The sequence below is a fragment of the Streptomyces sp. NRRL F-5135 genome, from assembly GCF_000719775.1.
Taxonomy (GTDB): domain Bacteria; phylum Actinomycetota; class Actinomycetes; order Streptomycetales; family Streptomycetaceae; genus Streptomyces; species Streptomyces hebeiensis.
Genome location: NZ_JOHR01000013.1, coordinates 132751 through 149870, shown reverse-complemented (window position 1 = coordinate 149870; position 17120 = coordinate 132751). Strand labels below are relative to the sequence as shown.

Here is a 17120-nt window from a genome sequence, read left to right as displayed (position 1 = left end):
AGGTCTCAGCCGGCCGCTTCCACGTACGACGCGAGGTTGGCCAGCGAGGCAGCGATCGCGGTCTCGTGGTCCGCCTGGTCGATGCCGGGCGGCACGTCCGTGGCGGTGACGGTCACCTCGGTTCCCTCGCCCGTGGCGGCGAGGTGCCAGGTCATCGTCATCGTGCCCGCGTACGACGGGTCGTCGGCCTCGAACACGGCCCGCTGCACCACGCGCTCCGGCGGTATCAGATCGGCGAACCTGACATCGACGACATCCGTCGCGTCCGACGTCTTGCCGGGACTGCCGGTGGGGTCGAGGTAGGTGAGGACCATCCGGAACCCGCCACCGGTCCGAGGGTCCCACCGCTCGATCCGCCCGCGCATGCCGTCCGGCGGCAGCCAGGCCTCAAGGGCCTCCGGGGTGAGGAGGGCGTCGTAGACGGTCGTCTGCGGCGCCGCGATCACCAGTCCCGCGCGGTCGGTCCTGTCGGTCCTGTCGGTCCTTCCCATGGCGTGATTCTAGGTTCGGGGTACGACAGCCGGTCCGCCCGTCGATGACGTCACCCTCCGGCAAGGACGGCGAGAGTCAGCGACGCGACGGCGAGCCCCAGGTAAGCGCCTGGGAAGGCGATGTTGTGGAAGACGCGGGCCCGCACGTGCGTGGCCACGGCGCCGATGAAGAACAGTACGAGCCCGGCCGCGGCGGCGATGCCGAGTGGGCGAATGCCGAGCAGGCCGATCAACAGCCCGACGGCCCCAGCGGCCTTGAGCGCGGCGAGCCACGGCAGCCAGGTGACGGGAACGTGGACCTCGGCCGAGTTGGCGAGGACGAACTCCGCGCGCAGCACGTCCGCGACGGCGATGGCCGCGTTGGCCAGGATGGTGGTGACGGTGACGACCACGTAGGCGGTGAACATGCGTGCGTCCGTTCCTCTCCGGGGGTTGCCTGGGGTGGGACGAACGCTGCCCCGAGCGGGGCCGAGGGCGATACGCGCTCCCGGCCCGGCCCCGCGGCGGGCGTCAGTCCGTCCAGGTGAGGAACGCGGACCAGGCCGTCGGGGTGACGGCGAAGGTGGGGCCCTCGCTGTTCTTCGAGTCGCGGATGTGGACGGCGTGGGGGCAGGCGGCGACCTCGACGCACTCGCCGCCGCTGGGGCTGCTGTAGCTGGACTTGTGCCAGTCGAAGGCGACCTCAATGCATTGGCCGCCGCTGGAACTGCTGTAGCTGGACTTGAACCACCGCAGGGTGTCGCTCATTGCTGCTCTCCTGCCAACTGCTCGATGAGGCCCAGCGATTCCCGAGGCCCCAGGGCCTGTGCTCGGATTTTCGCATAACGCTGGGCGTATGTGCTCACCTTTGCAGGGTCCTTGATCAGCAGGCTCTCGTCCTGCGGCTCCAGGTAGACGAGGTGGTTGTGATCCGGGGTCTCCAGCAGAGTCATGTCGCCGTATGCACCGGCATGCTCTCCGCTCAGCCCGCAGTGCTGCGGGAGCACCTGAATGGTGACATTGCGCCTGCGTGCGCAGTCGGCCAGGTATCGCAACTGCTCACGCATGATCTGCCAGTTGCCGATCGGCCGACGCAGCATCCCCTCTTCCAGGATGAGCTCGATCAGGGCCATCGGCTCCCGGTCGAAGAGTGCCTTCCTGGCCATCCTGGCTTCGACCAGCTCGTCCACCCGCTCGGCGGAGGGCGGCGGGTACCCGCCGGTGATCAATGCCTTTGCGTACTCCTCCGTCTGGAACAGGCCGTGCACGACCAACGTCGAGAACAGGTGCAGGCTGAGCGCGATCTGCTCCAGCAGCACGTAGTCCTTGAACTGCTTAGGGTACTTGTCCAGCCGTACGTACCGCCTCGCCTGCTCGAAGATTCCCATCCCCTCCCCGAGCACCCGCTCCAGCGCCACCAGCATGTCGTCGCTCGCCGGCTGCGCGCACGTTTCCATCGCGCTCACCGCCGCACCCGAGAATCCCAGTTGCTTGCCCAGTTGTTCCTGCGTCCAGCCCTTCCGGATACGCATCAGGCGGGCGATATCCGCCACCAGCCGTGTCGTCGGGCCCGCCGTTTCCTTGTTTTCCGCTCGCGCCATTTGTGATCACCATTCGTCTCGACCGGACTCAACCGGTCACAACCACTACGTACGGAACTTGACCTTCCGCTCGGGTAGTTGGCCCAGGTCGACCGGTGTCCGACGTACCCGCGCCGTCATGGAATACGTTAGTCGCGAGCCTTCAAAATGTCCCCATGGATGCGACAAGTCGCCACTTGGATGACATCGATTGGATTCCGCGTTATGGATTCCAACTACGGAAGGCGGGGGTGCAATTCGACGCGGTACGGGTCGACGGGGACGACGGGCGGCGGCTCGCCGACATGATGGAGGCGATTACCGGCGGGGATCCCGGGCCTATTGTCAGAGAATTGAATGGCCGCCGGGGAATGTACTTCTTACTTCCCGCCGGCAGTACCGTGCGCCGGTCGTGGCCACGCGCGGTCGTTCCCTTCAACGCCTGTTCGGGCCGGGTGAGTTACGTACCCGTGCCCGCCCTCGCCGAGCACACCTGGCCGCTGGCGTGGCACTTCCCGCCCACGGAGTACGGCCGGTTCGTGCATCCGCTGCTGCTGCTCAACGCCGCGACCGTACTGTTCAGCGACGCGGTCGTCCGACACCAGGACCTGGCCCGGATCGGGTTCCGGCTGTCCGTCCTCGAAGAGTGAGGGAGAAGAGCGAGAGAGGAGACAGGAGCCGACGGGCCGTCAGTTCCCCTTCGTGTAGATCAGGGACTCGCCGTTCGCCGTCGTACGCCGCAGGGTGCCGTCGGGCAGGAGCGTCAGTTCGGTGGCGGTGCCCGGCGTGCAGGAGGTCATCGGTTCGCCGACGGCGACCGTGGACGGTCCGATGCTGAGCGGGGATCCCGGGGCGGGGGCCGAGGCCAACGCGGCCTCGAAGACGCAGTGGTAGCTGCCGCTCCCTTCCCCCGGGCCGTCGGCGGTCAGGGAGAGGACCGTTTCGCCCACATTCCCCTGCTTGATGACGAGCCGGCGGGGGCTGTGGCCCGCAGCCGTGTTCACGCCGCCGGTCCAGGTCCCCACGTACTCGGCCGGCACGTCACCGGCCTCCGCCGAGGCGCTGGGGGAGGGGATGGGTGCGCCCGAGCCGGTGGACGACGGGTCCGGTTCGGTTCCGCCCGCCGAGGACTCCGAGGCGGCCGGGCTGATCGCCTCGTCGTTCTTGGCGTTCTTGCTGTCGTGGCCGCCCAGGAACGCGTACACGGAGAGGCCGGAGAGGATCGCGACGATCACGGTGGTGGTGATCAGGACCGCAGTGCCCCGGGAGGAGCGCTCAGGGGACGGGGGCTGGTGGAGGAACTGGGGCTGTGTGGGCTGCGGTATCGCGCCGTACGAGGGCGGCGGAGCGGCGCCGTACGGGGGCGTGGCGTAGCCGTGCGGTGCCTGTGCCGCAGCCGGTGTCTGTGCCGCAGCCGGTGCCGGTGCCTGTGGGTAGCCGTACGAGCCGGGTGGCGTCAGGTGCGGCTGGGGCGTCGGGTGCGGCGGGGTGCCGGTACCGGTATCCGCGCCTGTGCCGGTCGTCATCGGCGTCTTTTGTGTCGCTGGTGCGCTTGGACGCGCAACTGGACCCGTCGGACCCGTCGGACCCGTCGGACCCGGCACCGGCCTCAGCCGGGTGGTCCGCTCGACCGGCTTCTCGGGCGTCGGAACCGCCGTGGGAGCCTCAGTTGGAGCCCCGGCGGGAGTCGAGGTCGGAGTCGCTGCCGGAGCTGAATCCGCTGCGGGGGGCGTGGTCTCGGCGTCCGGCTCCAGTTCTACCTTGCGCATCTGAGCCGTCGCGTCGCCCTCGTACTCCAGCAGTTGGACCGCGTGCTGACCCAGTTCGGCCAGGAGCGGGCCCGGCAGCCAGGGGTCGCCGCCGCGTCCGGCCCCCGAGTCGATGGGTTCGCCCACCCTGGCCAGGATGTCGCGGGTGGTCGGCCGGACCGTCGGGTCCTTCTTCAGGCAGGCGCGCACCAAGACCGCCAGGTCTTCGGGCAGTCCGGACAGGTCCGGTTCCTCCTGCGCGATCCGGAACATCAGCGCGTGCGCGGGCGTGTCCTGCGTGCCGAACGGCAGCCGGCCCGTCGCCGCGTACATCAGGACCGACCCGAGGCAGAACACGTCGCAGGCCGCCGTCACCCGGTCCCCGCGTATCTGCTCGGGCGCCATGAAGCCGGGCGAGCCGACCACCGAGCCGGTGCGGGTCAGGTCGCCGTCCGTGACCGTCTCCAGGGCGCGGGCGATGCCGAAGTCGATGACGCGCGGGCCGTCGATCGTGATCAGGATGTTGGACGGCTTGAGGTCGCGGTGGATGAGGCCGGCGGCGTGGATGTCCTGGAGGGCGTGCGCGAGTCCGGAGGCGAGGATGCGGACGGAACGTTCGGGCAGCGGGCCGTGGCCGTCCCGGAGGCCCGGACGGCCGGGGCCACCGGGGCCACCGGGGCCACCGGGGCCGCCGGGGCCACCAGGCCCACCGGGGCGGTCCAGGCCGTTCTTCCCGCCGCTGCCGCTGCCGCTGCCGCCGCTGCCGCCCGTGCTGACGTCACCGCCGCCGTCGCGGCCACCGCCGGCCGAGACCACCGACTGGAGCGAGGGCCCCGCCACATAGCCCGTGGCCAGCCAGGGCACCGGCGCTTCGGTGTCCGCGTCGAGCACCGGCGCCGTCCACGCGCCGCCCACCCGCCGCGCCGCGGCCACCTCCCGCCGGAAGCGGTCGCGGAACTGTTCCTCCCGGGCCAGTTCCTCCCGTACGAGCTTGACCGCGACCGTACGACCCCGTTCCGAACGCCCCAGATACACGCGGCCCATCCCGCCGGCGCCCAGGCGGGCGAGCAGCCGGTAGGCGCCGATGCGTCGTGGGTCTTCTGCTGCCAGCTTCTCCATGGCCGCGCGGCCCTCCCGAATTGCCCCTGCCCCGTAAGTCCGCCCATTGTGACGTGTCCATAAGACGCCTCCGGTTCCGGCGCCCCGGTACGACGTCTCCGGTATGCCGCCGCCGGTTCGGCGGGCGCGTGTCAGCGCGCCGTGGGCACCGTGGAGCGCGCGACGCGGAATCCCACGTCGTCGATCCGGAGCGTCGGGTGGCTCCGGCGCCGTACCGAGGCCCGGCAGCTCCAGGGTTCGTCGAACCACCCACCGCCGCGCAGCACCCGGTAACTGCCGTAGACCTCGGCGTCGTAGACGTCCCAGCACCACTCCCAGACGTTGCCCAGCATGTCGTGCAGGCCCCACGCGTTGGGGCGCTTGCCGCCGACGTCCCGCAGCCGTTCGTCCGAGTTGCCGCGATGCCACGCGATCTCGTCGAGCCGACCGTAGCGCGCGCCTTCCGTACCGGCGCGGCAGGCGTGCTCCCACTCGGCCTCGGTCGGGAGCCGGTAGCCGTCGGCGGACGCGTCCCACTCGATGCCGGCCGCCGCCGTCCCGTCCGGCTCGGCGGGGTCCGTACGGACGCGATAGGCGGGCGTCAGCCCTTCGCTCACGGACAGGGCATCGCAGAACCGGACCGCGTCCAGCCAGGAAACGCTCTCGACCGGGAGCCCGTCGCCCCGCGCGGCGCTCGGCCGCCGCCCGGTGACCCGCTCGTACCGCGCCTGGGTGACCGGGAACGCCCCGAGCCGGTACGGCGCGAGCTCGACCGGCCAGCTGCGCCGCGTGCGCCGGTCCGACAGCGTCACCTGCCCCGGCGGCACGGCGATCATCGGATGTTCCCCGTTTACGTCCATGGACAGGGGAGCCTAGCCAAGGCCGTGCGAGCGCGGAGAGCTCGCCGGCAGGGCGGAAGTGGCCCAATCCATGCAACACTCCCGTACCGCCCGCCCCCTTCGCTTCTTACGCTGTCGGCATGACCACCACCGAGACCTCCGCACCGGCCCCCGGCCCGGCCCCCGACCCGGAGGCCGGCGCCGCCGTGAAGGCCGCCGACCGGGCCCACGTGTTCCACTCCTGGTCCGCGCAGGAGCTGATCGACCCGCTCGCCGTCGCCGGCGCCGAGGGTTCGTACTTCTGGGACTACGATGGCAACCGCTACCTCGACTTCACCAGCGGCCTCGTCTTCACCAACGTCGGCTACCAGCACCCCGCCGTCGTGGCCGCCGTCCAGGAGCAGGCCGGCCGGCTCACCACCTTCGCGCCCGCCTTCGCCGTCGAGGCGCGTTCCGAGGCGGCACGGCTGATCGCCGAGCGCACCCCGGGCGACCTGGACAAGATCTTCTTCACCAACGGCGGTACCGAGGCCATCGAGCACGCGGTCCGCATGGCCCGCCTGCACACCGGCCGCCCCAAAGTGCTCTCCGCGTACCGCTCGTACCACGGGGCCACCTCCACCGCGATCAACCTGACCGGCGACCCGCGCCGCTGGGCCTCCGACTCGGGCGCCGCGGGTGTCGTCCACTTCCACGCGCCGTTCCTCTACCGGTCCGCCTTCTACGCCACGACCGAGGCTGAGGAGTGCGCCCGCGCCCTGGAACACCTGGAATCGACGATCATCCTGGAGGGGCCCGCGACCATCGCCGCGATCGTCCTGGAGACGATCCCGGGCACGGCCGGGATCATGATGCCGCCGCCCGGCTACCTCACGGGCGTACGGGAGATCTGCGACCGGTACGGGATCGTCTTCGTGCTGGACGAGGTCATGGCGGGTTTCGGGCGGACGGGGAAGTGGTTCGCGGCCGAGCACTTCGGTGTCGTTCCCGACCTGCTGACCTTCGCCAAGGGCGTGAACTCGGGGTACGTCCCGCTCGGCGGTGTCGCGATCTCCGCCGCCGTCGCCGACACCTTCGCCACCCGCCCGTACCCCGGTGGACTCACCTACTCCGGCCATCCGCTGGCCTGCGCCGCCGCCGTCGCGACGATCGAGGTGATGGAGCGGGAGGGGATCGTCGAACACGCGGCGCGCCTCGGCGAGACGGTTCTCGGCCCCGGCCTGCGCGAACTGGCCGCGCGGCACGCGTCGGTGGGCGAGGTACGCGGTACGGGGGCCTTCTGGGCGCTCGAACTCGTACGGGATCCGGCGACGCGCGAACCTCTTGTGCCGTACAACGCGACGGGCGAGGCCAACGGGCCCATGGCCGCCTTCGCCGCGGCCTGCAAGAAGAACGGCCTGTGGCCCTTCGTGAACATGAACCGCACCCATGTGGTCCCGCCGTGCAACATCTCCGAGGCGGAGGCGAAGGAGGGGCTGGCGGCGCTCGACGCCGCGCTGTCGGTCGCGGACGAGTACGTGGCGTAGGGCCGAGCCCGTGGCGCGGGGCGAGTAGGCGGCGTAGGCCGAGTCCGTGGCGCGGGACGGCTGCGTGGCCCTGGCTGTGGGGCGGCTGATGCCGGCACGATCTGGCGTGATCCCATCAGTCTCAGCCGCCTCACCATCAACTTTCCGCGCCCCCGGCACCCCCCTGGCTTAAGGTGTCCCAAGCCGGACGAGGGGACGGAAAACCATGCCCGCCAGCGGAGCTGTGACCCGCAGTACCTTGCGGCAGCAGATCGCGGACGCGCTGCGTGACGAAGTGCTCGCGGGGCGTTTATTGCCGGGGCAGGAGTTCACCGTCAAACAGATCGCCGAGCAGTACGGGGTCTCCGCGACGCCCGTCAGGGAAGCCCTGGTCGACCTCTCCGCGCAGGACCTGCTCGACTCCGACCAGCACCGCGGCTTCCGCGTCCACCAGTTCTCGCTGGCGGACTTCCGGGGCATGGTCGAGGCGCGCGCCCTGGTCGTGGACGCGGTCTTCCGCGAACTGGAGGGCGAACACCTCGCCGCCAGGGCGCAGAGCACCGCGCTGGTGTCCGTACGACGCCGGGCCGAGGAGGCGACGCGCGCGGCCAGGAGCGGTGACCTGAACATCCTCATCGGCTACGACCTGCGGTTCTGGCGCGAGTTGGGCGCCTTGGTGGCCAACCGCTACGTCGCGGAGTTCCTGCACCGGCTGCGCGTCCAGGCGTGGGTGTTCTCCGTGCCGTACCTGCGCGAGGAGACGGCGGACGGGAAGTGGCTGTGGCACGGTCATGAGCGGCTCGTCGACGCGTTCACGCTGGGGGACGTGTCGCTGGTGCGGACGGTGATCCGGGAGTACGACGACCACTCGCGCGCGTGGGCGGAGAGGCTGGAGACGCCGGGGAGTTCACGGCGGTGAGCGGGCCGGACGGATCGAGAGAACCGAGCGGGGTGAGCGAGGACGGCGGGAGTGTGGAACGTATGAGCGCGGACGCGGAGGAATCCGTCGGGGCCGCCGTACCGGCCGGAGAGGCGCAGGCCGGACCTCGCGAACCGCTGGAACCAGTCGCTCCGGTCGAACCGCTGGAACCAGTCGCTCCGGTCGAACCGCTGGAACCGCTGGAACCGCTGGAACCGCTCGTACCGCTCGACCTCACCGTCGTGGTCCCCGCGTACAACGAGGAGCACCGCCTCCGCCCCACCCTCGACGCCGTCCGTGCCTATCTGTGCGCGGACCCCGCCCGCTGGGGCGACTGGGAGCTGATCGTCGTGGACGACGGCTCGACGGACGGTACGGCGGGGGTCGCCGCCGAGGCCGCCGCCGAGGAGCCCCGGATCCGCGTGGTCGCGAGCGACGCCAACCACGGCAAGGGGCACGCCCTGCGCCAGGGTGTACTGGCCTCGCGCGGCCGGCGCGTGCTCGTCACGGACGCGGACCTCGCGACGCCGATCGACGAGCTGGACCCGCTCGACAAGCGGCTCACCGCCGACGGGGGCGGCGCGGTGATCGGCTCCCGGGCCCATCCCGACGCCCGGATCGAGGTACGGCAGCTGGCGCTGCGCGAATGGCTCGGCCGACTGGGCAACCGGCTCATACAGCGCGTCGCGGTCGCCGGGGTGAGCGACACCCAGTGCGGCTTCAAACTGTTCGACGGCGCGCAGGCGCGAGCCGCGTTCGCGGAGTCGCGGCTGGACGGCTGGGGCATCGACGTCGAGATACTCCGGTACTTCCGGCGGTCCGGCTGGCCGGTGACCGAGGTTCCGGTGCGCTGGTCGCACCAGCCGGGGTCGAAGGTACGGCCGCTGGACTACGTACGGGTGCTGGTGGAACTGGTACGGCTGCGGGCGGGCCGTACCCCCGTGGGCGGTACCCCCGTAACAGGGGCCGGGGAAGGCACCGGGGCCGGGCGGGGGCGCGGAGACCTCCGCCGGAACCGCCCCCACCTGCGTACCGACCTGGCCGTCGCCGGACTCTTCCTCCTCTTCTCCCTCTACCTCTACAACGGGCTGTGGACGGACCTCGACCACGCCTATCTGCGCGACGCGGGGGCGGACCAGGACCAGTGGGAGTGGTTCTTCCGCGTCACCGCCGACAACGTCGCCCACCTGCGGAATCCGCTCTTCACGACGTTCCAGAACTATCCCGACGGCGTGAACCTGATGGCGAACACCGCCATGTTCGGGCTCTCCGTTCCGCTCACACCCGTCACGCTGGCGTTCGGGCCGCACGTCACGTGGGCGCTGGTCCTCACCCTGGGGCTCGCGGCGACGGCGGTGTCCTGGTACTGGCTCTTCGCGCGCAGGCTCTTCCCGGACCGCCCCGCGGCGGGGCGGTGGCCGGCGGCGCTCGGCGCGGGGCTCGCGGCGTTCGCGCCGCCGATGATCTCGCACGCCACCGCGCACCCGAACTTCTGTGTCCTGTTCATGATCCCGGTGATCATCGACAGGGCGCTGCGGCTCTGCGAGAGGGACGCCCGGGTCGTACGGGACGGGGTCCTGCTCGGCCTCTTCGCGACGTACCAGATCTTCCTGGGCGAGGAGCCGTTGCTGATCGCCGCGATGGGGATGGTGCTGTTCGCGCCGGCCTACGCGGTGGCACGGCCCGACGTCGCGAGGGTGGCCCTGCGCCCCCTGCTGCGCGGGACGGGGATCGCGCTGCTGGTCTGTCTGCCGCTGCTGGCGTTCCCGCTGTACTGGCAGTTCTTCGGTCCGCAGAGCTACCACAGCGTGCTGCACGGGGACAACGCCGGCAACAGTCCGCTGGCGTTCCTGGAGTACTCGGGGCGGGCGCTGTTCGGGAACGAGGAGACGGCCGACGCGCTGGCGATGAACCGCACCGAGCAGAACGCCTTCTACGGCTGGCCGCTGATCGCCCTCGCCGGCGGGATCGTGGTCTGGCTGTGGCGGCTGGCGGTGGTGCGGGCACTGGCCTGGACGGCGGCCGTGGCGGCGCTGCTGTCGCTGGGGCCCCGGATCCCCGTGCCGTTCACCGATGTCGTACTGCCGGGCCCGTGGCGCCTCCTCGTCCATCAGCCGCTCTTCGAGTCGGTGATCGAGTCGCGGGTGGCGATGATCTGCGCTCCTGTGCTGGGGGCGCTGCTGGCGCTGGCGGTGGAGCGACTGCGGGCGGGGGCGGGGGCGGACGAGTCCGGTCCTGAGAAGGCGCCCGTCGCGGGGTCCGCGCCCACGGGATCCGCGGCCACGGGATCCGCGGGCGCGGGTGCCACGGCGGGCCTCGGGGCGGGCCCCGCGGCGGGCCGGGCGCGGAACCGGCTGGTGGGTCTGCTGGCGGTGGCGGCGGCGCTGATCCCGATCGTGCCGACGGCCATGCCGGTACGGGAGCGGGAGGAGATCCCGCCGTTCATCGCGGAGGGCATGTACCGGTCGTACGTGTCGAAGGGCGAGACCCTCGTCCCCGTACCGCTCCCGGAACCGGGCAGCGCGGGCGCGCTGTACTGGCAGTCCGCGACCGGCATGGGGTTCTCGCTGCCGCGCGGCTACTTCAACGGCCCCGCGGGCGAGGACCGTACGGGCATCTACGGCGCCCCGGCCCGCTACACCTCCAACCTCTGGCGCGACATCCGCTTCGGCGGCGAGGTCCCGGAGATCGAGGCCCGCTGGCGCGCGCAGGCACGCTTCGACCTGGCCCACTGGAAGGCGGGCGCGGTGGTCCTGGCGCCGCAGCCCAACGACGCCGCGCTGTACGACGTGCTGGAGAAGCTCTTCGAGCGCCCCGGGAAGCGGATCGGCGGGGTGTGGGTCTGGGACCTCCCGCCGGGGTGGACGACGAGCACGGGAACGACGGGAACGGCCTGACGAACGCGCCGGCCCGACGACGCGTTCGTCAGGACGGCGGGACGGCGGGACGGCGGGACGGTGACGGGACGGCGACGGCGACGGCGAGATGACGACGGCGGGACGACCGGGCCGGACGACCGGCCTCCCGGCCGGGCCGATCGGCGGACGGTGCCCGCCCGGCCCCTACGCGGAAGCTGCCCGCCGCATTACGCTGTCCCGACGATCGCCACTCGATCGAGCACACGCGTACGCACCCGTTGGAGAGCGAGCCTCCCTTGGCCTGTGACCTGTGGTTGGTCCCCCTCGTCGATGTGCTGTGCCACAGCCCCGACAACCCCTTCGCCGAAGAGATCGCAACCTACGACAAGGCACTCGGCGACGCCGGGCTGCCGCCCGTCCCCGTCTTCGCCTACATGCCGGGCCTCTCGGGCGACGTCGCCCCGGTCGCCGGCTTCGACTACGACGCCCTGCACTTCCTGCGCCGCGCGTACCTGCTCCAGCTCTGCGGCCTCGCCGTGACACCCGTCGGTGAACTGGGCGGTGACTACGAGCAGTTGCTGGAGATGTTCGAGTCGACGGCCCAGCAGTCCCACCTCGTCTGGCACTACGACCACGCCGGCGCCTATGTCCCCGTCGACTTCTCCGCGCCGCTCTCCAACGAGGAACTCCTCGCGGGGGGAGGCCCGTTGGGCTCCACCCAGGGGTTGCTGCGGGAGCTGGAATTCGTCGCCCCGTCGATCGGCATCGACCCGGCCAACCCCCCGTCCGCCCCGACCCCGCCGGAACGGCCCACGTCCCTGGAGGAGCCGGCGACCTCGGTCCCGTACGACGACAGCCCGTTCGCCCGGGAACGGCACGTGTGGCTGGGGCTGCACGCGGCGGCCACCCGGAGCCTGGGCCAAGGCTCGATGATCATCTTCAGCTGACGGTGGAACGGGCGCGCGGCGTCACCGCGCCGACGACACCCGGAGCCACGGGGGCGCCGCCGCACCGCATGACCCGTCCGTCTCCGTGTTCCCGCCTCCGCCCCCGCGCGCCGCGCGGCGTCACCGTGCCTCCGGGGGGCGCTGCCGGGGCATGTTCGGCCGTGCTCCCGGCGGCAGCGGGAAACGCCCCGCCGGCGGTACGGCGCCCTCGCCCCGGCCGCCGCCCATCGGCATCGACTGCATCACCAGCGGCGCCGGTCCCGACCGGAACTCGATCAGCCAGTCCGCCGTCTCGGCCCGTACCAGCTCCGTCATGTCCTCCGTGAACCGGCGCAGCACGGTCAGGCACCGCTCGGCCGCCTCGCTCGCCGTGCCCTCCGTCGGGCCCAGGACCTCCCGTACGCACTCCGACGCCCAGTCGAACTGGAGCGTCTGCAACCGCCGCTGCACCGCCTGCGCCGTCGCCAGCGCGCGCATCCACCCCGAGGTCAGTCCCAGGTAGCGGTCGCACGCGAGCGACGCGGCGCCCAGCAGCAGCGCGACGTATCCCCAGCCCGCCGCACCCGGCAGCGCGCCGGTCAGGTCCAGCAGCGGCAGCATGGCGCCCGCCGTGCCGGTGAGGGCGGTCGCGCCGCGCAGGACGCGGGCGAAGCGCCGCTTGCGCACCCGGTCCGCCAGGTACCAGCCGACCGTGTGGAGCGCGCCCGCCTCCACCCAGCGGTACAGCTCGTCGAGCCGTTCGGCGGGCTCGCCCCAGTCGCCTTGCGGGAACGGGCCCCCCGTCAGATCGCCGGCGTGTCCGGGACGGCCCGGACCACCGCCGGGGCCGCTCGTACCTCCCGCGGCTCCCGTGCCCCCCGTACCGTTCTCCTCGCCGCCGCCGTACCAGGCACCGTGCGCACTGTGCGTACCTTGCGCACTCTGCGAGCCCTGTGCGCTCTGCGCACCTGGCGCGGTGCCCTCCTCGTTGGCGGGGCCTCCGGGCTGCATCTCCGGCTGGCTCACCGGGGCACTCCTCTACGGGTACGGCGACCGCGCCGCCGCTCGTGACGCACGCGGGACGTGACGTACGGCGACGCGTCGTTGACGTACGGCGACGGTCGGTTGACGCGCTGCCGCGCACCCAGTCCCGTGACCCAGGGGCCGAGGCGGCTGCGTGAACACTTCCTACCGCCGAATGGTGGGCGCTGTGTCCGAAATCCTGTTGATTTCCCCCTTCCGTGGGTCGTGATCAGGTAATGGGCCCGGGAAAAGTCCACTCACATTCACCCGAAAGAGTTGGTCACCGAGGGGTGCGGCGGGGTGCGCGGGGAACACGTAGGCTCGCTTTAGAGGTACGAGAAGGCGCGAGAAGGTTCGAGAAGGCACGTGAAACGCGCCAGGACGAGAAGACGACGAGAAGACCAGGAGTGACCGTGATCCCCGGTGGTGGCCAGCCCAACATGCAAGACCTGCTCCAGCAGGCCCAGAAGATGCAGCAGGACCTCGCCCGGGCGCAGGAGGAGCTGGCGGCCACCGAGGTCGACGGCCAGGCGGGCGGCGGTCTCGTCAAGGCGACCGTCAACGGCTCGGGAGAGCTGCGCGGCCTCGTCATCGACCCCAAGGCCGTGGACCCGGACGACACGGAGACGCTCGCGGATCTCGTCGTGGCCGCCGTCCACGCGGCGAACGCGAACGCGCAGGCGCTCCAGCAGGAGAAGCTGGGTCCGCTGGCGCAGGGCCTCGGTGGCATGCCTGGCCTGCCCTTCTAAGTCCCCCCGACACCAACTACCGTACGTACGGGCCGCATGTTCCGGCCTACGCGTACGAGCCGTACCCGAGAGGCGATCCCTTGTACGAAGGCGTGGTTCAGGAGCTCATCGACGAACTGGGCAGGCTGCCCGGCGTCGGCCCCAAGAGCGCGCAGCGGATCGCCTTCCATGTCCTCCAGTCCGAGCCGACCGATGTCCGCCGCCTCGCGCACGCGCTGCTGGAGGTGAAGGAGAAGGTCCGGTTCTGTGCCGTGTGCGGCAACGTGGCTCAGGAGGAGCGGTGCGGCATCTGCCGTGACGTGCGCCGCGACCAGGCGGTGATCTGCGTCGTGGAGGAGCCGAAGGACGTCGTGGCCATCGAGCGCACGCGCGAGTTCCGCGGCACGTACCACGTGCTCGGCGGCGCGATCAGCCCCATCGAGGGCGTGGGCCCGGACGACCTGCGGATCCGTGAACTGCTGGCCCGGCTCGCCGACGGCACCGTCACGGAGCTGATCCTGGCGACCGACCCGAATCTGGAGGGCGAGGCCACGGCCACGTACCTCGCGCGCATGATCAAGCCGATGGGACTGAAAGTCACACGCCTGGCCAGTGGTCTGCCCGTCGGGGGCGACCTGGAATACGCCGATGAGGTCACGCTCGGGCGTGCCTTCGAGGGGAGACGACTTCTCGATGTCTGACGCAACGCTGCACGCCGTGAACCAGGACCCGGACGACTTCGCGGTCCAGATCGCCGACCAGATCGAGAGCTTCATCGTCGCCGTCACGGAGGTGGCCAAGGGCGATGAGCCGGACAGCACGGTGCCGTTCCTGCTGCTGGAGTTCTCCCAGCTCATGCTGGCGGGCGGCCGGCTCGGCGCGCACGAGGACATCCTCCCGGAGGAACGGTACGAGCCCGATCTCGGCCCGGAGCCGGACGTGGACGACCTGCGCGAGCGCTTCGCCGTGATACTGGAGCCGATCGACGTCTACTCCGAGGTCTTCGACCCGTACGAGCCGCGCAAGGCGCCGGTGGCCTCCCGTATCTCCGACGACATCGCCGACGTGGTCACGGACCTGCGGCACGGCCTGGCGCACTACCGGGCGGGCCGGACGACCGAGGCGCTGTGGTGGTGGCAGTTCTCGTACTTCTCCAACTGGGGTTCCACCGCCTCGGCGGCCCTGCGCGCGCTCCAGTCGCTGGTGGCCCATGTCCGCCTCGACCAGCCGCTGCCGGCGCTGGACGGCCTGGACACGGACCAGGCGCTGCAGGAGGACCCGGAAGACCTCCTGGCGGAGGAGGCGGGCCAGGTGATGGCGGCGGAGATCGCGGCGCCGCTGGGGCTGCGCGGGCGCCGCTGACGCCGTCCGGCCCGGGGGCTGCGGGACGGTCGACCGCCGGCGCTCCGGGTGCGGGCTTTTGCGTCGGTGGTTGCGTTGAGCGCGCCACCCGGGGCCCGTGCCGTACGGGCCCGTACGGCACGGGCCCGTACGGCACGGTGTGGTTCCGGCTCGGGGCCGGCTCCGAGCCGGCTCGGAGGCCCGCTCAGCCCTGGCCCTCGACCGCGGCCGGGTCCATCCACACGACCTCCCAGATGTGGTGGTCCGGGTCCTGGAAGGAGCGGCCGTACATGAAGCCGTGGTCCTGCGGGTCGCCCGCCGCGGAGCCGCCGGAGGCAAGGGCGGTGTCGGCCAGCTCGTCGACCTTCTCCCTGCTCTCCGCGCTGAGGCAGAGGATCGCCTCGGTCGTGCGCGAGGCGTCGGCGATGTCCTTCTTCGTGAAGTCCTTGAAGCGCGGCTCGGTCAGGAGCATCACGTAGATGGTGTCGCTGATGACGACGGACGCGGCGTGCTCGTCGCTGAACTGCGGGTTGATCGAGTAGCCGATCTTGGTGAAGAAGTTCTTGGAGACCTCCAGGTCCTTCACCGGGAGGTTCACGAAGATCTTGGTCGACATGAGGGGTTCCGCCTTCGTCCGGGGCGCGATCGGTCCGCGCTGTTCGGAGGGGTGGACCGGGGGCCGCGGCAGAACTCATCGGTGGTACGGAAGTATTTTCGAATCCGCATGGAATCCGCATGGAATCCGCGTGGAAGCCGTGTGGAAGCCACGTGGAAGCCGCGTCGGGGCGGAGGCGGGACCGGCGTGCGCCTTGAGCCCGGCTCGGGCGCCGACGCCCGTCGCGCGACACGTCGTCGCAGGTCGTCCCGAAGCTCAAGCCCCGGGCCCCGGGCTTCGAGCCCTTACCCATGAGTGGGGAGGGAGATGGGTGACCACCCTCCCTCCCGGGCCCTCCAGGTTCGTCAACTGGCGGCCGTTGACCTGCACATATGACTTAATGTGCTCAACTTGCGCCTCAACGTGATGTCCGCTTGGCTTGTCCTTTAACCTCCGTCGGCGTTGTGCGGTGCCGACGGAGGTTGTGACGGTGTCGAATCCGGCCGGTTACTCGAGATCGAGGACGGCTTTGCCGTGGAGGCGCTGGCCCAGCAGAGCCTGCACTGCCTCGGAGTGGCGAGTCCAGGGGCCGCGCCAGCTGATGCCCGGATCGAGGCGGCCTGCGGCGATCTCTCCGGCCAGCCAGGTCAGATCGGCGGAGAAGTCGGTGGTGGGGTCGCCGAAGAGGAAGAAGGTGCGGATCGACCGGTCGTGCCGTCCTCCGTTGCCCAGCAGGGCATCCGGTGACAGCACCACGTCGGCCTCGGAGGAGCGGCCCACGCTGTAGAGGATGCCGCCGGCCGACAGGGTGGCGAAGGCGTCGACGAGGTACTGTCCGCCGACGTTGTCCAGAACGGCGGACACGGGCTGCCGCGCGGCGGCCGGCTCGGGGTGGACCTCGTGGGCGCCCAAGGCTCGCAGTCCCTCCGCCTGGGCGGGGTTCCGGCTGATGGCAACGACGTGCGCGCCCGAGCGGGCGGCCAACTGGACGGCGTAGCGGCCGACACCGCCGGAAGCACCGGTGACCATCACGCGGCGACCGAGCAGCGATCCCATCCGGCGCAGCACATGCAGGGCGCTCAGTCCCGCGACGGGGACGGTACTCAGTGCGCCGGGGTCGGCGTCCTTCGGTGCGATGCCGAGCCGGGCGGCGGGTACGGCGCGGAGCTCGGCCCAGCCGGCCTCGCCGAGGGTGACGACCCTCTCTCCCTCGGCCGGGCCGGAGCCGTCGGCGGCCGCCTGGACGACCACGCCGGCCGCGTCCCAGCCGAGCACGGTGCCGCCCGGCATCTGCGGGCTGGTCGCTTCATGGACCTCACCGAAGTTCAGCGATACCGACTCGACCCGCACGAGCGCCTCGTGGGCGGCGGGCCGCGGTGCGGGGACATCCGTCAGTGACAGGTGTCCGGGTGAGGTGTGGTCGACGACGAGTGCGCGCACAGGAACATCCCTCCATAAAGTGCCACAGTGTGGCGTTTGCTTCAGTAGAG

The 17120-nt window shown here is 71.3% G+C and carries 17 protein-coding genes; 8 read left to right on the top strand and 9 right to left on the bottom strand.

Features of this window, described 5'->3' with window-relative positions:
* Positions 1-5 precede the first annotated feature (5 nt).
* The 4 genes from IG02_RS0123040 to IG02_RS0123025 form a co-directional block, all read right to left on the bottom strand.
* Entirely contained in the window at positions 6-491 is a 486-nt protein-coding gene (locus IG02_RS0123040) for an SRPBCC family protein (protein WP_030751323.1), read from the bottom strand.
* Between the two features lie 50 nt (positions 492-541).
* Positions 542-898 carry a DoxX family protein gene (locus tag IG02_RS0123035; RefSeq protein WP_030751320.1) on the bottom strand — a complete coding sequence of 119 codons (357 nt, stop codon included), beginning with the start codon at positions 896-898 and terminating at the stop codon, positions 542-544.
* Positions 899-1001: 103 nt separating this feature from the next.
* On the bottom strand, positions 1002-1238 hold the full coding sequence (locus IG02_RS0123030) for a DUF397 domain-containing protein (protein WP_030751317.1): 237 nt from the start codon (positions 1236-1238) through the stop codon (positions 1002-1004).
* Positions 1235-2071 (bottom strand): helix-turn-helix domain-containing protein, encoded by an 837-nt coding sequence (locus tag IG02_RS0123025; RefSeq protein ID WP_030751315.1) that lies wholly within the window; start codon positions 2069-2071, stop codon positions 1235-1237. Before IG02_RS0123025 ends, IG02_RS0123030 begins: the two co-directional genes overlap by 4 nt.
* Before the next feature lie 155 nt (positions 2072-2226).
* On the opposite strand from IG02_RS0123025, the gene IG02_RS0123020 reads away from it, so the two are divergent.
* On the top strand, positions 2227-2700 hold the full coding sequence (locus IG02_RS0123020) for a hypothetical protein (protein WP_234314870.1): 474 nt from the start codon (positions 2227-2229) through the stop codon (positions 2698-2700).
* Between the two features lie 39 nt (positions 2701-2739).
* Here IG02_RS0123020 and IG02_RS41720 read toward each other — a convergent pair whose 3' ends face one another.
* Both IG02_RS41720 and IG02_RS0123010 read right to left on the bottom strand, forming a co-directional pair.
* Entirely contained in the window at positions 2740-4917 is a 2178-nt protein-coding gene (locus IG02_RS41720; RefSeq protein ID WP_030751309.1) for a serine/threonine-protein kinase, read from the bottom strand.
* A 131-nt stretch (positions 4918-5048) separates the two neighbouring features.
* Entirely contained in the window at positions 5049-5756 is a 708-nt protein-coding gene (locus IG02_RS0123010) for a formylglycine-generating enzyme family protein (RefSeq protein ID WP_030751306.1), read from the bottom strand.
* A 119-nt stretch (positions 5757-5875) separates the two neighbouring features.
* Between IG02_RS0123010 and IG02_RS0123005 the strand changes: the two genes are divergently transcribed.
* The 4 genes from IG02_RS0123005 to IG02_RS0122990 all read left to right on the top strand — a co-directional run bounded on the left by IG02_RS0123005 (position 5876) and on the right by IG02_RS0122990 (position 11964).
* Positions 5876-7261 (top strand): aspartate aminotransferase family protein, encoded by a 1386-nt coding sequence (locus tag IG02_RS0123005; RefSeq protein ID WP_030751304.1) that lies wholly within the window; start codon positions 5876-5878, stop codon positions 7259-7261.
* A gap of 205 nt (positions 7262-7466) precedes the next feature.
* Positions 7467-8159: a GntR family transcriptional regulator gene (locus IG02_RS0123000; RefSeq protein WP_030751302.1), complete on the top strand. Its 693-nt coding sequence runs from the start codon at positions 7467-7469 to the stop codon at positions 8157-8159.
* Positions 8160-8221: 62 nt separating this feature from the next.
* Complete coding sequence (locus tag IG02_RS0122995) at positions 8222-11056, top strand: dolichyl-phosphate beta-glucosyltransferase (RefSeq protein WP_078854731.1); 2835 nt, start codon at positions 8222-8224, stop codon at positions 11054-11056.
* Between the two features lie 257 nt (positions 11057-11313).
* Positions 11314-11964 carry a hypothetical protein gene (locus IG02_RS0122990; protein ID WP_030751296.1) on the top strand — a complete coding sequence of 217 codons (651 nt, stop codon included), beginning with the start codon at positions 11314-11316 and terminating at the stop codon, positions 11962-11964.
* Between the two features lie 120 nt (positions 11965-12084).
* Here IG02_RS0122990 and IG02_RS0122985 read toward each other — a convergent pair whose 3' ends face one another.
* Positions 12085-12969 carry an SLATT domain-containing protein gene (locus IG02_RS0122985; RefSeq protein WP_030751294.1) on the bottom strand — a complete coding sequence of 295 codons (885 nt, stop codon included), beginning with the start codon at positions 12967-12969 and terminating at the stop codon, positions 12085-12087.
* A 410-nt stretch (positions 12970-13379) separates the two neighbouring features.
* Between IG02_RS0122985 and IG02_RS0122980 the strand changes: the two genes are divergently transcribed.
* The 3 genes from IG02_RS0122980 to IG02_RS0122970 all read left to right on the top strand — a co-directional run bounded on the left by IG02_RS0122980 (position 13380) and on the right by IG02_RS0122970 (position 15056).
* Complete coding sequence (locus tag IG02_RS0122980) at positions 13380-13715, top strand: YbaB/EbfC family nucleoid-associated protein (protein WP_030751292.1); 336 nt, start codon at positions 13380-13382, stop codon at positions 13713-13715.
* 80 nt (positions 13716-13795) lie between these two features.
* Complete coding sequence (gene recR / locus IG02_RS0122975; RefSeq protein ID WP_030751288.1) at positions 13796-14395, top strand: recombination mediator RecR; 600 nt, start codon at positions 13796-13798, stop codon at positions 14393-14395.
* Positions 14388-15056: a DUF5063 domain-containing protein gene (locus IG02_RS0122970; protein WP_030751285.1), complete on the top strand. Its 669-nt coding sequence runs from the start codon at positions 14388-14390 to the stop codon at positions 15054-15056. Before recR ends, IG02_RS0122970 begins: the two co-directional genes overlap by 8 nt.
* Positions 15057-15240: 184 nt before the next feature.
* On the opposite strand, the gene IG02_RS0122965 is transcribed toward IG02_RS0122970, so the two are convergent.
* Both IG02_RS0122965 and IG02_RS0122960 read right to left on the bottom strand, forming a co-directional pair.
* The gene (locus tag IG02_RS0122965) at positions 15241-15651 is read right to left on the bottom strand and encodes a VOC family protein (RefSeq protein WP_030751282.1); all 411 of its coding nucleotides are present in this window, start codon (positions 15649-15651) and stop codon (positions 15241-15243) included.
* Positions 15652-16137: 486 nt separating this feature from the next.
* Positions 16138-17070, bottom strand: coding sequence for a zinc-binding dehydrogenase (locus IG02_RS0122960; RefSeq protein ID WP_030751279.1), 933 nt, complete (start codon positions 17068-17070; stop codon positions 16138-16140).
* Positions 17071-17120 lie beyond the last annotated feature (50 nt).

Coding starts and splice junctions, on each gene's coding strand:
- IG02_RS0122995 (WP_078854731.1), top strand. CDS start 8,222: ATGAGCGCGGACGCGGAGGAATCCGTCGGGGCCGCCGTACCGGCCGGA.
- IG02_RS0122965 (WP_030751282.1), bottom strand. CDS start 15,651: ATGTCGACCAAGATCTTCGTGAACCTCCCGGTGAAGGACCTGGAGGTC.
- IG02_RS0123035 (WP_030751320.1), bottom strand. CDS start 898: ATGTTCACCGCCTACGTGGTCGTCACCGTCACCACCATCCTGGCCAAC.
- IG02_RS0122970 (WP_030751285.1), top strand. CDS start 14,388: ATGTCTGACGCAACGCTGCACGCCGTGAACCAGGACCCGGACGACTTC.
- IG02_RS41720 (WP_030751309.1), bottom strand. CDS start 4,917: ATGGAGAAGCTGGCAGCAGAAGACCCACGACGCATCGGCGCCTACCGG.
- IG02_RS0123005 (WP_030751304.1), top strand. CDS start 5,876: ATGACCACCACCGAGACCTCCGCACCGGCCCCCGGCCCGGCCCCCGAC.
- IG02_RS0123010 (WP_030751306.1), bottom strand. CDS start 5,756: ATGGACGTAAACGGGGAACATCCGATGATCGCCGTGCCGCCGGGGCAG.
- IG02_RS0123025 (WP_030751315.1), bottom strand. CDS start 2,071: ATGGCGCGAGCGGAAAACAAGGAAACGGCGGGCCCGACGACACGGCTG.
- IG02_RS0123000 (WP_030751302.1), top strand. CDS start 7,467: ATGCCCGCCAGCGGAGCTGTGACCCGCAGTACCTTGCGGCAGCAGATC.
- IG02_RS0123040 (WP_030751323.1), bottom strand. CDS start 491: ATGGGAAGGACCGACAGGACCGACAGGACCGACCGCGCGGGACTGGTG.
- IG02_RS0123030 (WP_030751317.1), bottom strand. CDS start 1,238: ATGAGCGACACCCTGCGGTGGTTCAAGTCCAGCTACAGCAGTTCCAGC.
- IG02_RS0123020 (WP_234314870.1), top strand. CDS start 2,227: ATGGATGCGACAAGTCGCCACTTGGATGACATCGATTGGATTCCGCGT.